Source organism: Tepidiforma sp., from assembly GCF_034432735.1.
In the GTDB taxonomy this organism is placed as follows: domain Bacteria; phylum Chloroflexota; class Dehalococcoidia; order Tepidiformales; family Tepidiformaceae; genus Tepidiforma.
The window spans coordinates 1-14,224 of record NZ_DAOUBJ010000053.1; the positions used below are offsets into that span (position 1 = coordinate 1).

A 14,224-nucleotide genomic window follows, 5' to 3' on the forward strand; every position below is an offset into this window, starting at 1 on the left:
GGGCGAGCCCGGCGCTCCGGAACATCCCGCCAACATTCGGGAAAGCAGGCCCCGGCGGTCCCCTGACACTAACCTTCACGTGAGGGTAGGCTAGAGCCATGCCTCGCCCCCTTGCAGCCAGGGAACCCGCCACCGCCTCGGCGCCCCGCACCCTGCGCGCCCTGCTCGCGCGCCAGTTCGCCAGCCTCGCCATCTACAACTACCGCCTCTACTTCGCCGGCCAGCTCGTCTCGCTCGTGGGCACCTGGATGCAGACCACTGCCCAAGCCTGGCTCGTCCTCCGCCTCACCGGCTCGCCCCTCGCCCTCGGGACCGTCACTACGCTCCAATTCCTCCCGATCACCATCTTCACGCTCTTCGGTGGCGCATTCGCCGACCGCCTCCCCAAGCGTCGTGCCCTCGTCATCACCCAGACGCTCGCCATGGTCCAGGCAGCGCTCCTCGCCCTCCTCGTGGCCACCGGCCGCGTCCAGCTCTGGCACGTCTACGCGCTCGCCCTCTGGCTCGGCACCGTCAACGCCTTCGATGGCCCCGTGCGACAGTCCTTCGTCGTCGAACTCGTCGGCCGCGAACGGCTCGTCAATGCCGTCGCGCTCAACTCCAGCATCTTCAACCTCGCCCGCATCGCCGGGCCGGCCGTGGCTGGGCTCACCATCGCCGCCGTCGGCCTCTCGTGGGCCTTCGCGGCCAACGCCGCGAGCTTCCTCGCCGTGCTCGCCGCCTACGCCCTGATGCGCCCCGCCGAATTCCACGCCCTCCCCCGCAACGCCGCCCGTGGCAACGTCTTCCAGCAAGTGCGAGAGGGGCTCGTGTACTCCGCCAAGACCCCCGCCGTCGCCTTCTTCTTCATCCTCATCGGCATCATCGGGACGTTCGGCTACAACTTCACCGTCATCGTGCCGCTCGTCGCCGAATTCATCCTCCGCGTCGGGCCCGAAAAGTTCGGCATGCTCACCTCTGCCATGGGCGCGGGCAGCCTCGCGGCGGCGCTGGCCATGGCGGCCCTCGGGCGGCTCCGGCCCGGCTGGCTCCTCCTCGCCGCCGCGGCCTTCTCCGCCTTGCTCGCCGCCGTCGCCCTCTCGCCCGCCTATGCGCTCACCCTCGCGCTCCTCTTCGCCCTCGGCATGGTCGGCGTCGCCTTCACGACGACGATCAACACCTCGCTCCAAGTGATCGTGCCCGATGAGCTCCGCGGGCGCGTCATGAGCATCTTCTTCCTGCTCTTCGCCGGCTCCACCCCGATCGGTGGCTACATCACCGGCTTCCTCGCCGAACATCTCGGCGTGCGCGCTGGGCTCACCATCATGGCCGGGCTGTGTGGAGGCGGTACGCTCCTCGCCACCGCCTACTTCGTTCGCTCCGCGCGACGCGCCTTCGCCCCGCTGCGCGTCGCCCAGCCGGGCGCGGCCGAAGCCGCCGGGTGAGCGCCTACACCTCCTGGAAGCTCCACGAGCCGGTACCGATCATCACGCCCATCACCATGATCGCCAGCGACAACGCCAGCCCGAGCAAGCTCAACGTCATCGAAACCGCCCGCGCCCGGCGCAGCGCCGCCTCGTCCACCGGCTCGCCCCGCGCCATCGCCTCGTAGAGGCGGAGCTGCTTCGGGCCCGCCCACCCCATGTGGAGCCCCACCACCGCGAGCATCACCAACAACACCACCATCTTCACCGTGAACCAGAGGCCGAAGCGAAGGCTCAAGAACGAGGCATCCTCCGGAATCGCGTAAAAGTCCCGCCATGTCGCGATGAGGTAGCTCCCCGCCACCACGATCAGCCCGAGGCCGACGCCACCGAGGTACCCGAACCGCCGCGTCATCGTCTTCATCGCGGCCACCCGCGTCGGCAAATCCGCAATCTGCCGCGAAGTCGGCACCCACGCCACGGCCAAAAACACCTGCGGCCCCACCCAAAGCGCGACACCCAACAAGTGCAACCAGAGAAACGCGATGTGCAGAAAGGATTCCAAGCCAGACGCCCCTGCTCTGTTCTCCCTCGATTACAGCCCACCACCCCCTACCGGAAAAGCCTCCGGCCCGAACCCCGAACCGGCACCGACCAGCTCACCACCGATCGTCCTTGCCTGCTCCTGGACTTAGCAGCTGCTAAATTAGGCCCATGGACAACAGCAAGAGTTGGGCCGGCGAAGGGCGCCTCGCCTTCGGCCAAGCGTACGAAACCCGCGTCAGCCTCACGCTCAGCCGCAGCGACGGCCAGGGAACGTGGTCCGGCGAAGTCCTTATCCACGGCGCCGCAGCCATCCACCCCGGCGACCGTATCGAATTGACCGTCGGCCGTTCGCCATGCCAGGCGCTCGTCCGCCAAGCCTCCGTGCGCGGCGGCGCCGGCCACCGCACGACCACCCTCCTCGTCGAAGGCGAAGGTCCACCGCCACCGCCGTTGCGCTGAGGGCCCCAAGCTCCCAGCCTAATAGGGACGTCGCTGGCGCTTGTCCGCGGCAGCGGCCAACGGCACCATGCGCCCAGTGGCGCGCCCCTTCGCTTCGATACCCCGCACTGCGTGGCTCCTCGGCCTCACCTCGCTCCTCGCCGACATCTCCTCCGAGCTCGTCTACCCGCTCATCCCGATCTTCCTCACCGCCACCCTCGGCGCGCCCGTCGCCGCCGTCGGCCTCGTCGAAGGCGTGGCCGAAGCCACCGCCTCCGCAACCCGCCCCCTCGCCGGCCGCTGGAGCGACGCCGCCGGCGCGCGCAAACCGTTCGTCGTCGCCGGCTACGCCCTCGCCGCCCTCGGCAAGCTCATCCTCTTCGCTGCCCCGACGTGGGGGATCGCGCTCGCCGGACGAGCCGTCGACCGCTTCGGCAAAGGCGTCCGGACGCCACCCCGCGATGCCATGCTCGCCGATGCCGCACCACCCGCGATGCGCGGCCGCGTCTTCGGCTTCCACCGCGCCATGGATACCCTCGGTGCCGTCGTCGGGCCGCTCCTCGCGCTCGCCTTCCTCGCCGCCGTCGGACAGGAGCACCTGCGCTGGGCGATCGGCCTCGCCGCCATCCCCGGAGCGGCCGCCGTCCTCGTGGTCGCACGCGTGCCCGAAACCGGCGCCCCGCCCGTGGCCACCGCCGAGCGCCCGGCCACGGCGCACCGCCGCCTCCCGGCCGCCTATTGGCTCTTCCTCGGCGCCACCGCCATCTTCATGGTCGGCAACTCCTCCGATGCCTTTCTCATCCTCCGCTCCAAAGACCTCGGCCTCACCACCACATCCGTGGTCCTCGCCTACGTCGTCTACAACGCCGTCTACGCCATCCTTTCCTACCCGGCGGGCGCCCTCAGCGATCACCTGCCCCGGCCCGCCGTCGTCATCGGCGGCCAGCTCGTCTTCGCCGCCGTCTACCTCGGATTCGCCAGCGCTTCGGCGCCGGCAGCCGTATGGCTCCTCTTCCCGCTCTACGGCGCCTACATCGCCGCCACCGAGGGCATCGTCAAAGCCTACATCGCCGACCTCGCCCCGCCCGATGCACGGACGACCGCGCTCGGCATCTTCCAAGGCCTCACCGGCGGGCTTGCCCTCGTCGCGAGCCTCCTCGCCGGCGTCCTCTGGGATGCCTTCGGCCCCCGCGCGACCTTCGGATTCGGAGCCGGCGCAGCCATCCTGGCCGCCATCGCCACCGCCACCCTCCTCGCCAGCGGCCGCCTCCGCACCACCTGAGCCCCCGAACCCCTCCGGGTTACCTATAATTCGCAGCCATGACCCGTACCTACGAGACCCTGCTCATCGACCGCGTCGGCACCGACGGGCGCGTCGCGCGCATCACGCTCAATCGCCCCGAGAAAATGAACGCCCTCTCCCAGGAGCTCCTCTTCGAATTCTGGGATGCCCTCCACGACCTCGAGGCCGACGACAGCGCGCGCGTCATCATCGTCCGCGGCGCGGGCCGCGCGTTCAGCGCCGGGTACGACCTCGCCCCACCGCGGGGCGGCGCCGACGGCGTCGTTCGGCGCTACCGCACGAGCGACGAAAAAGGCCGCCGCCTCCTCATGGGTATCCGCACCGGCATGCAGCAGATCACCGATATCCACCTCTACTTCTGGAACATGGCCAAAGTCACCATCGCCCAGGTGCACGGCTACGCCCTCGCCGGCGGCTGCGAACTCGCCATGATGGCCGACCTCGTCGTCGCAGCCGAAGATGCCCAGTTCGGCCACCCCGGCCTCCGCGGGCTCGGCACCAGCCGCACCGGCGTCATCTGGCCGCTCGTCATCGGCATGCGCAAAGCCAAAGAGCTCTATTACACCGGCGATTCCATCTCCGGCCGCGAAGCCGAACGGATCGGCATGATCAACTACGCCTGGCCCAACGACGAACTCGAAGCCAACACCATCGCCCTCGCCGACCGGCTCGCCAACGCCACCGCCGACCACCTCGCCATCCTCAAGCTCAACATGAACCGCTTCTACGAAAACATGGGCATCTACAGCTCCGTGCGCAGCTCCACCGATATGGACGCCATGGCCCAAATGACGAGCTTCAGCTACGCCTGGCAAGACCGCCTGCGGGAGAGCATGGAGGCGGGCACCGGCCTCAAAGGTGCCCTCGAATGGCGCGAAGGCATGTACCGCACCGATACCCCGGGCCTCGCGCGCTAGCTCCTACCGCTGCCGGAAGGCCACCGGCAGCTCCAACACCCCGCGCATGATGAACGTCGGCACGCGCGGCAGCGGGCCATCCGTCGTCCGCTCGAAGCCCGTCGCCGCCGCCAAGAGCTCCTCCAACGCCACCCGCGCCTCGAGCCGAGCCAGCGGCGCCCCGAGACAGAAGTGGATGCCCAGTCCGAACGCCAGGTGACGGTTCGGCGAACGGGTCACATCGAACCGCAGCGGCTCCGCGAACTGCCCCGGATCGCGATTCGCTGCCGCCAGCCACACCACCGTCGGCATCCCCGCCGGGATCGTCCGCCCATGCAGCTCCACATCGCGCGTCGGCCGCCGCACCGTCGCCTGCACCGGAGATTCGAACCGCAGCACCTCTTCCACCGCCGAGGGGATGAGCGCACGGTCGGCCTCCACCTTCGCCAGCTCCCCCGGGTGTGCCAGGAACGCCAACATCGCATTGCCGATCAGGTTCGTCGTCGTCTCGTTTCCGGCGATCAGCAAGAGCACCAGCATCTGCAACAGATCGGCGAAGGTGAGCCGCTCCCCATCCGCCTCCGCCGCCACGAGCCCACTGATCAGATCGCCCCGCGGCTCGCGCCGGCGCGCCTCGGTCATCGCCGTGAAATACTCCCGCATCTCCTCGAAGATCTCCGCGCGAACCTGGCGCCCGCCCCCCTGCAGCCCCGTCCCGAGGCTCGCCACCGCCTCGTCCGACCACTCCTTGAACTTCGCGCGGTCCTCCGGGGGAATACCGAGGATCTCCGCGATCACGATCACCGGCAGCGGGTAGGCCAGCGTCGCCACCAGATCGCACGAGCCCGCCTCCAGCGCCGGCGCCAGCAGCTCGCGCGCGATCGCCCGGATGCGCGGCTCCAACTCCGCCACCATCCGCGGCGTGAACGCCTGCGAAACCAGCGAGCGCAGCCGCGTGTGCCGCGGCGGATCCGAATTCAGCATCATCGGCTCCGGCGGATCCACCACCTCCGGCGGCGGCGGAAAGCGCGACGACCACGTCTCCCAGTCCTTCAAGATCGCCACGCAATCGTCATAACCGAAGACCATCGCCAGCCCCCGCTCCGAGAGCACCAGCGGGCTCATCGCCCGGCCCAGCTCGTAGAACGGAAACGGATTCTCCAAGAACGACGGATCGTCGATGTTCGGAGCACCAACCATCGGACAAGCCTCCGCCTCCCAATATACCCGAATGGCATTCGGATTGGCGGTCCATCCGCCCCTCCCGCGCATCCCGCAGGACACCAGCGCGCGGCGCCTCCACCCATCCGCCCGCCCCTCCCCCGTGTCCCAGCCCCGCTCACACCCTCGCGAACAGAAACTCCGGGACCGGTGCCCGCCCGCTCGCTCGCGAATTGATCGCCCGCGGCATCTGGACCGTCCGCCGGTGGAGCCCCTCGTAGAGCGCCGCGATGGCCGGATGGGCCGAATTCGAAAGCGCGAACCAGGCCCCCCGCGCCGCCAGCGCGCGCACCGCCTCCGCCAGCCTCACCTGGTCGGCCCAGCCAAACGCCCGCTCCGTATACGCCGTGAAGTTCGCCGTCGCGCTCGATGGGTGATAGGGCGGGTCGAGATAGACAAAATCGCCAGGGCCCGCGGCAGCGCACACCTCCGCAAAATCCGCGCAGCGCAGCTCCACCCCCGCCAGCTCCGCCGCGCACGCGCGCAGATTCGCCTCGTCGCAAATCCGAGGCCGCACGTACCGCCCATGCGGCACATTGAAGCGCCCCTCTCGGTTCACCCGATAGAGCCCGTTGTAGCAGGTCCGATTCAGGAAAATGAACCGCGCCGCCCGTCCCGCCGCATCGCCCGGCTCCCACGCGCGGATGCGGTAGTACAGCTCCCGTCGGCCCTCGCGGTCGCACCCGAGGTACGCCTCCGCCAGCGGTCGAAGCACCCCGACCACCGCGTCCACATCCTCGCGCACCGCAGCGAACGTCGCGATCAACTCGGCATTGGCATCCGCCAGGAGCGCCGGCGCGCGGAGGCCCCGCGCCCGCAGCCCGAAGAACATCGCCCCACCGCCGAGGAACGGCTCCACGTACCGCTCGATCGGCCGCCCCGAGAGCGCCTCGGCGACCACCGGTACCAGCCTCGCCTTGCCCCCAGCCCACTTCAAAAAGGGCGTCGCCATCGGCCACCATCGTGCCCAACCCGCGCCCCGCGAGCAATTCTCCCCTCGCACCACGAGCTGGTACCGTGAAACCATGCCCCACAAAGCGCCCGGCTCAGGCCGTGAAGGCTCCATCGTCCTCCTCGTCGCCGCCGACGGCTCGATCCTCCTCCAGCAGCGCGACGACGACGTGCCGCCCGCCGGCATCGGACGGTGGACGCCCCCCGGCGGCGGCCGCGAACCCGGCGAATCCCCCCTCGACACCGCCCGCCGGGAATTCGAAGAAGAGACCGGCATCCGCCTCCAGCGCCTTCGCTACATCGAGACCGTCACCCCCGAGCAAGTACCCGACCTCCTCCCCTGCCGCCTCCACCTCTTCGTCGCCGACGACCCCGTACCCCGCTCCGCCATCCAGGTACGCGAAGGGCTCGACTTCCAGTACCATCACCCCTCGCACTTTCACACCCTGCCGATGAACCCCGGAACCAAGCAGCTCCTCGCCAGGTTTCTCGCCAGCGACGCCTACCGCGGCACCGTCGGGATGCTCCAACCCTACCGCGCCGGCGTTGGCATCATCCTGCTCGACCGTTGGGGCCGGGCCCTCCTCCAACTGCGCGATGCCGACCTGCCGCCCGAGCGCTTTCCCGGCCAATGGTCCATCCCGGGCGGGCTCATCGAGCCCGACGAACCCCCCGACGCCGCCGCCTTCCGCGAATTCGAAGAAGAAACCGGCCTCCTCCTCCAAACCCTCCAGCTCTTCCGCGTCTACCGCGCCGCCGAGCTCCCCGGTTCGCTCACCCACATCTACCACATCTACTACGACGACCCCGACATCCCCGAAGAGCAGATCGACGTGCGCGAGGGCCAGGCCTTCCGCTACTGGGCGCCGAACCAGCTCCCCACCTTATCCGTCGCCGGTCCCGCCGCCGCAGTCCTCCGCGACTTCTTCGCCAGCGTCCACTACCGCCGGCTCTTCCATTGAGCCCCGTGCACCGCCCAGCCGCGGGCCACCCCCGCCTCAGGAAAGCGCCACGCCCACCCAGGCGCCACGCCCCCTCCACCCCCTATCGGGCCGAACGGTGCCCGCCGCGGCCCCCCGGAGCCGCCCCCGCGGCTCCCGCGTAACCCCCACAATTGGTACAATAACCTCAACCATTTCCCCCCACGAGCCGCCCCGGAGGCGCCGTTTGTCCATCCAGCCGACCTCCAACGTCCGCCCCGTCCAAATCGAACAAGAGATGCGCACGAGCTACCTCGATTACGCCATGAGCGTGATCGTCTCGCGCGCCCTCCCCGACGTCCGCGACGGCCTCAAGCCCGTGCAGCGGCGCATCCTCTGGGGCATGTACGAAGGCGGCGCACGGGCGGGCACCCCCTACCGAAAATCCGCCGCCACCGTCGGCGACGTCATGGGGAAGTACCACCCCCACGGCGACCAGGCCGTCTACGACACCCTCGTCCGCATGGCACAGGATTTCTCCCTGCGCTACCCCCTCGTCGATGGGCAGGGCAACTTCGGCTCCGTCGATGGCGATCCCCCCGCTGCCATGCGCTACACCGAAGCCCGCATGTCGGCCATCGCCGAAGAGATGCTCGCCGATATCGACCAGAACACCGTCGATTTCGAGCCCAACTACGATGGCCGCCACGAGCAGCCCTCCATCCTCCCCTCTCGCATCCCCAACCTGCTCCTCAACGGCTCCTCCGGTATCGCCGTCGGCATGGCCACCAGCATCCCGCCCCACAACCTCGGCGAAATCGCCGACGCGATCGCCATGCTCATCGAAAACCCCGAGACCACCACCCTCGACGACCTCCTCACCGTCGTCAAAGGGCCCGACTTCCCCACCTACGGCATCGCCCTCGTCGGCAAAGAAAGCGCCCAGCTCCGCACCGCCTACGGCGAAGGCCACGGCCGCATCACCATGCACGCCCGCACCAGCATCGAAGAAACCAGCCGTGGCCGCACCAGCATCATCGTCACCGAGCTCCCCTACCAGGTCAACAAAGCCCAACTCATCGAAAAAATCGCCGAACTCGTCCGCGACCGCAAAATCGAAGGCATCGCCGACCTCCGCGACGAATCCGACCGCAACGGCATGCGCATCGTCATCGAGCTCAAAAAAGAAGGCTCCGTCCAGCAGGTCAAGAACCTCCTCTTCAAACACACCGCGATGCGCTCCACCTTCGCCATCAACATGATGGCCATCGTCGATGGTGCCCCGCGCCGCCTCGGCCTCAAACGCGCCCTCGAACTCTTCATCGAACACCGCCGCAACGTCATCCGTCGCCGCACCGAGTTCCAACTCCAAAAAGCGCGCGAACGCGAACACATCCTCCAGGGCCTCATCCGCGCCATCGATCTCATCGATGCCGTCATCGCCACCATCCGCGCCGCCGAGTCCGCCCAACAGGCGATCGAACTCCTCCAGGGCAACGGCCTCGTACTCCTCGAGCGGCTGCCCGCCAACAGCCCCGCCGGCATCCGCCGCCTCGCCGAGCGGAACCCGTTCACCTTCTCCGAAGTCCAGGCGCGCGCCATCGTCGATATGCAGCTCCGCCGGCTCGCCGGCCTCGAACGACAGGCCCTCCTCGACGAATACGAAGAGCTCATCAAAAAAATCGCCGAGCTCGAAGACCTCCTCGCCAACCCACGCAAAATCGACTTCCTCATCCGCGACGACATGCAGGAGCTCAAAAAGAAGTACGGCGACCCCCGCCGCACCGAAATCGTCGAGGCCGACCCGGAAGACTTCCGCGAAGAGGACCTCATCCCCCACCAGGATTGCGTCGTCACCCTCAGCATCCGCAACTACATCAAACGGATGCCCCTCGACGAGTTCCGCCGCCAGCGCCGGGGCGGCCAAGGCGCCCGCGGCGCCCCCACCCGCGAAGAAGACGCCGTCTTGAAACTCGTCGTCTGCGATAGCCACGACAACCTCCTCTTCTTCACCGACCGCGGCAAGGTCTACCACCTCCGCGCCTTCGACGTTCCCGATACCAAAAAGCAGGCCAAAGGCCTCCCCATCGTCAACCTCATCGACGTCGAGCCCGGCGAGCGCGTCACCGCCATCCTCCCCGTGCGCACCTACGACCGCGACTTCATCCTCCTCGCCACCCGCAACGGCGAAATCAAAAAGACCCGCCTCTCCGAATTCGAAGAAGTGCGCCGCAACGGCAAAATCGCCATGAACCTCGAACCCAGCGACGAGCTCATCGCCGCCCGCATGGCCACCAACGAAACCCACGTCATCCTCGTCTCCAGCGAAGGGCTCGCCATCCGCTTCCGCATCGACGACCTCCGCGATGCCAGCCGCACCAGCGGAGGAGTCCGCGGCATGAAGCTCACCAACGGCGGCTACGTCGTCGGCGTCGAAACCACCGACGACGGCTCCGACCTCCTCATCATCTCCGAGCGCGGCTTCGGCAAACGCACCGCCATCGACGAATACCCCATCCAAGGCCGCGGCGGACAGGGCGTCAAAACCCTCAACATCACCGAAAAAACCGGCAAGGTGGCAGCCTGCCGCATGGTCACCACCGGCCAGGACCTCATGCTCGTCACCCGCGACGGCATCGTCGTCCGCACCCGCGTCGACCAAATCAGCCGCATCGGGCGCAACACCCAAGGCGTCACCGTCATGCGCGTCAACGAAGGCGACGCCGTCGCCAGCATCGCCGCCTTCACGATGTCCGACAACGGCGAAGAACGCCGGGCGGCACGTCGAACCGATAGCGACAACGGCGCAGCGCCCGACCGCCCCCTCGGCACCACCCTCCCGCTCGACCTGGACGACGAAGACGAGGACGCCGCCACCGACGACGATGCCGCCGACTGACGCCGGCCCCCGGGCATGACCGCCGTCCTCCTCGGGCTCGCGGCAGCGTTCGCCTGGGGCACCTCCGATTTCCTCGGCGGGCGGTTCACCACCCGGCTCCCCGTCTTCACCGTCAGCCTCGCCTCCCACCTCGCAGCCATCCTGCTCCTCGCTGCCGCGGTCGTCGTCGCGCGGCCCGATGCCTCACCTGGCGCCGCTGGCTGGGGGCTCGTCGCAGGGCTCGCCACCAGCTTCGGCGGCATCGCCCTCTACAAAGGCCTCTCGCTCGGCGAATCCGCCGTCGTCGCGCCGCTCTCCGCCTGCGGCGCCGTCATCCCCGTCATCGCCGTGCTCCTGACCGGGCAGTCCCCCGGGGGCCTCGCCCTCTTCGGGATGGCGCTCGCCTTCGTCGGCATCGTCCTCGTCTCGCTCCCCGCCGAAGGCGCGATTTTCGCCCACGGCCGCCACGTCCTCCCCGTCGCCCTCGGCCTCACGGCCGCCGTCGGCTTCGGATTCTTCTTCCTCCTCATCGGTCGGGCCTCCAGCAGCGACGGGGAGGCGCTGGTCGCCGTCCTCTGTGCCCGTTGCGGGGCCGCCATCGTCGCCGCCATCGCCGGGCTGGCCCTCCGCGGGCTCCGCTGGCCCGGCCCCGCCGAAGGCCTCCGCCTCGCTTCCGTCGGCCTCATCGATACCAGCGCCAACCTCGCCTTCGCCCTCGCCACCAGCCGGGGCAACATCGCCGTCGCCTCCGTCCTCGGCTCCCTCTACCCCGTCCAAACCCTCATCCTCGCGCGGCTCGTCGGCGGCGAACGCTTCACCCCGCGCCGCCTCGCCGGCGCAGCCTTCGCCCTCGCCGGCGTCGCCGCCATCGCCGCCTGACGGCTCCCCCTGCCAGCCAGCCGGGCCGAGCCTCCGCCACCCCCCCTCGCAGCGCCAGCTACTGCTTCTGCAACACCAGCTGGAACTCCATCACCCCACGGTCCTCCACACTCAGGACGATCGCCGCCCGTGGCTGCGCGATGTTGTAATCGGCGAACTGAATCTCCAGCGAACCCACCACCACGATGAACCCGTTCTCCACCTTCGCCTCCACCGGAATCTCCACGTCGCGCGTCACCCCGTGAAGCTCCAGCTTGCCCCTCAGCGACGTGCTCAGCGGCTCGCCCCCGGCGAACGCAGACGGCAGCGTCACCGCGTCCCCCAGCGTGAAGGTCGCATTCGGAAAGACGTCCGTCTCGAGCGCCTGCCGCCGGAGCGCATTGTCGCGCTGGCTGCGGTCGCTCTTCAGCGTCTGCAGATTGGCCGTAAAGCTACTCCCCGGTTGGACAACGCCCCCCGCAATCGTCACCGTCCCCCGCACGTCGCTCGTGCGGCCGACGGCCGTCGTCGCGCCTACCTGGGCGAGCTCCTCCTTCACGCGGTAGCCAACGAACGTCTCCCCCGCGCTCGCCACCGTCCACGTCCCGTCGATGCCCTTCTCGGCCCCGCCCGACGCTGACGGTGCGCCCGGCGTGGCAGTCCCGCTCGCCGCGGCCTGACCGGCAGACGTCGGCGTGCGGAGCGTATCCACCGCACCTTCCAGCGAAACCGCCTCCGGCGCGTCGCTGCGGATGAAAAAGAACCAGACGGCGAAGGCCGCCACCGCCACCGCAGCCACACCCCCAGCGATCGTCAGCAGCTTCCGATTCATGCAGGGCTCCCGGGACAACGAAGTCCCGCCTATCCTCGCAAATCGGCCAGCCGCTCTCCGTCAGGGGCCTTTACCCTCGGAAACGGATCGACCAACGAAAACACGACGCGGCGCCGGAAAGCCCGGCGCCGCGCCACGAAACGAACGGCCGAACGCGGCTCAGAGCGCCTCGATGATCGTGCTGATGCCCATCCCCGCGCCGATGCACTGCGTCGCAAGGCCGTACTTCTTGCCCGAGCGGCGGAGTTCGTGGGCCACCGTCAGCACCAAGCGGGCGCCCGTCGCACCGAGCGGGTGGCCGATCGCGATCGAGCCACCGTTCACGTTCACCCGGTCGAGCGGAATCCCGAGCTCCCTGCAGCTCGGGATGACCTGCGCCGCGAACGCCTCGTTGAATTCCACCCGGTCGATATCGCCGGCCTCGATGCCCGCATACCGGAGCGCCTTCTTCGTCGAAGGCACCGGCCCCAAACCCATCACCTGCGGCTTGATACCGGAGATGCCGTAGCCCTTGATCCGGGCGAGCGGCTCGAGGCCGAGCTCCAGCGCCTTCCTCTCGCTCATCAGCAGCACCGCGCTGATGCCGTCGTTCGTCGGGCAGCTATTGCCCGCCGTGATGCGCAGCTCCTTCCCCATCGGGCTCACGATGCCCTTCACCGGCGGCAGCTGGCTCAACGTCTCGATGTTCGTCCCCGGCCGAATGCACTCGTCCCGGTCGAACACGATCATCGGCCCGCGCTCCGATTCGACCCAATTGCCCTCCGCATCGAAGACCGGGTCCTCCACCTCGAGCGGGATGATCTCGTCCTTGTAGACACCCTTCTCGTAGGCAGCGACAGCCTTCCGGTGGCTCTCGACCGCGAACTGGTCCAGCTCCTCGCGGCTCAGGTCGTAGACCTCCGCCACGTTCTGCGCCGTCTGCACCATCGAGAGCACCGGCGAGTAGTCCAGAATCTCATCCGGGAACGGCACCGAGAAGTTCTCGAAATGGTCCGGTGCCAGGTTGCGCTGCTCCGGAGTCTGCTCCAGCCGGCGGCGGTTGAATTCCGTAATCCGGGTCGTCGGGCCACGGGAGCCCCCGCCCAGGTTGCGGCCCATCCGCTCCGCACCCATCGCAATCCCCACCTCCGTGGCGCCGACGGCGATGGACTGCGCGATGCGGTGCAAAACCTCCATGCTGGAGCCGCACTGCCGGTTGGTATCGAAGGCCGAAATCTCGGCCGGCAGGCCCGCTAGCCGGGCGATCGTGTCCGCGCCGATGCCCGCGAGCTCGCCGGCGCCCTGCACATTGCCGAGCCCGATATCCTCGATCATGCTCGGCTTCACTTTCGGGTTTCGTTCGAGGAGCGCGCGCAAAATCTGCGCGCCAGCCTCGTCCAACCGGGTTGCCACCAGCTTCCCACGCCCGCCGCGCGCAAACGCGGAGCGGACCCCATCGACGATGACGACGTTCTGAAGTTCCAAGGCGATACCTGCTTCCTGAATTCCCAAGGCTGGGCCGGCCGAGCCAACCCGCAATCCTGTGCATCATAGGGGCATCCGCCTCCGAATGCGAATCACCCCCGTTTGAACAGACGCGTCGCTTGCCCACGCGTCAAGATCTGACGCACAGGCAGCGTACCGTCGCATTCGCATGCTAGCTCGCCTCGTCCCCTTCGCCCTCCTCCTCGCATGCGCAGCCGCCGGCTGCCTTCCGGGCGACGACCCGTCGCCAGCGGCGAGCCCCACCGTCCCCACCGCCGCCTCGTCCCCGGCGGGGGCGGCCGCGACCTCCACCTCCACCCCCACGCGGACGCCCACGGCACCCCCGCCGGCCTCCCCCACGGCCACGCCGCCGCCGGCCGAAAACCCCACCCCCACGCCTATCCCGCCCACCCCCACGGAACGGCCCGCCCCCCCGTCGAATCCAGCGACCGCCCCAGCTACCGTGACCCGCCTCCCGGCCCCCCCCCCCACCCCCCCCCCCCCCCCCCCCCCC

Annotated in this window: 12 protein-coding genes; 7 read left to right on the forward strand and 5 right to left on the reverse strand. The window is 69.0% G+C overall.

Annotation, left to right across the window (positions count from 1 at the left end; translation table 11 throughout):
* Positions 1–98 precede the first annotated feature (98 nt).
* Positions 99–1,424 carry an MFS transporter gene (locus VAE53_RS05620; RefSeq protein ID WP_322818388.1) on the forward strand — a complete coding sequence of 442 codons (1,326 nt, stop codon included), beginning with the start codon at positions 99–101 and terminating at the stop codon, positions 1,422–1,424.
* 4 nt (positions 1,425–1,428) lie between these two features.
* Here the strand turns inward: VAE53_RS05620 and VAE53_RS05625 are convergent, their stop codons facing one another.
* Positions 1,429–1,968, reverse strand: a complete 540-nt coding sequence (locus tag VAE53_RS05625; protein WP_322818389.1) for a hypothetical protein — start codon at positions 1,966–1,968, stop codon at positions 1,429–1,431.
* Between the two features lie 149 nt (positions 1,969–2,117).
* Here VAE53_RS05625 and VAE53_RS05630 point away from each other — a divergent pair, with 149 nt between their 5' ends.
* The 3 genes from VAE53_RS05630 to VAE53_RS05640 all read left to right on the forward strand — a co-directional run bounded on the left by VAE53_RS05630 (position 2,118) and on the right by VAE53_RS05640 (position 4,607).
* Positions 2,118–2,408 carry a hypothetical protein gene (locus VAE53_RS05630; protein ID WP_322818390.1) on the forward strand — a complete coding sequence of 97 codons (291 nt, stop codon included), beginning with the start codon at positions 2,118–2,120 and terminating at the stop codon, positions 2,406–2,408.
* 76 nt (positions 2,409–2,484) lie between these two features.
* Positions 2,485–3,669 carry an MFS transporter gene (locus VAE53_RS05635; protein WP_322818391.1) on the forward strand — a complete coding sequence of 395 codons (1,185 nt, stop codon included), beginning with the start codon at positions 2,485–2,487 and terminating at the stop codon, positions 3,667–3,669.
* A gap of 38 nt (positions 3,670–3,707) precedes the next feature.
* Complete coding sequence (locus VAE53_RS05640; protein ID WP_322818392.1) at positions 3,708–4,607, forward strand: enoyl-CoA hydratase-related protein; 900 nt, start codon at positions 3,708–3,710, stop codon at positions 4,605–4,607.
* A gap of 3 nt (positions 4,608–4,610) precedes the next feature.
* On the opposite strand, the gene VAE53_RS05645 is transcribed toward VAE53_RS05640, so the two are convergent.
* Both VAE53_RS05645 and VAE53_RS05650 read right to left on the reverse strand, forming a co-directional pair.
* The gene (locus VAE53_RS05645; RefSeq protein WP_322818393.1) at positions 4,611–5,786 is read right to left on the reverse strand and encodes a cytochrome P450; all 1,176 of its coding nucleotides are present in this window, start codon (positions 5,784–5,786) and stop codon (positions 4,611–4,613) included.
* Between the two features lie 139 nt (positions 5,787–5,925).
* Entirely contained in the window at positions 5,926–6,759 is an 834-nt protein-coding gene (locus VAE53_RS05650; RefSeq protein ID WP_322818394.1) for a Dam family site-specific DNA-(adenine-N6)-methyltransferase, read from the reverse strand.
* Positions 6,760–6,832: 73 nt separating this feature from the next.
* Between VAE53_RS05650 and VAE53_RS05655 the strand changes: the two genes are divergently transcribed.
* The 3 genes from VAE53_RS05655 to VAE53_RS05665 all read left to right on the forward strand — a co-directional run bounded on the left by VAE53_RS05655 (position 6,833) and on the right by VAE53_RS05665 (position 11,435).
* Complete coding sequence (locus VAE53_RS05655) at positions 6,833–7,720, forward strand: NUDIX domain-containing protein (RefSeq protein WP_322818395.1); 888 nt, start codon at positions 6,833–6,835, stop codon at positions 7,718–7,720.
* A 205-nt stretch (positions 7,721–7,925) separates the two neighbouring features.
* Positions 7,926–10,577: a DNA gyrase subunit A gene (gene gyrA / locus VAE53_RS05660; RefSeq protein WP_322818396.1), complete on the forward strand. Its 2,652-nt coding sequence runs from the start codon at positions 7,926–7,928 to the stop codon at positions 10,575–10,577.
* Between the two features lie 15 nt (positions 10,578–10,592).
* Positions 10,593–11,435, forward strand: a complete 843-nt coding sequence (locus VAE53_RS05665; RefSeq protein ID WP_322818397.1) for an EamA family transporter — start codon at positions 10,593–10,595, stop codon at positions 11,433–11,435.
* Positions 11,436–11,493: 58 nt separating this feature from the next.
* On the opposite strand, the gene VAE53_RS05670 is transcribed toward VAE53_RS05665, so the two are convergent.
* The gene (locus tag VAE53_RS05670) at positions 11,494–12,246 is read right to left on the reverse strand and encodes a YceI family protein (protein WP_322818398.1); all 753 of its coding nucleotides are present in this window, start codon (positions 12,244–12,246) and stop codon (positions 11,494–11,496) included.
* A 159-nt stretch (positions 12,247–12,405) separates the two neighbouring features.
* Positions 12,406–13,710: a thiolase family protein gene (locus VAE53_RS05675; RefSeq protein WP_322818399.1), complete on the reverse strand. Its 1,305-nt coding sequence runs from the start codon at positions 13,708–13,710 to the stop codon at positions 12,406–12,408.
* Positions 13,711–14,224: the final 514 nt, after the last annotated feature.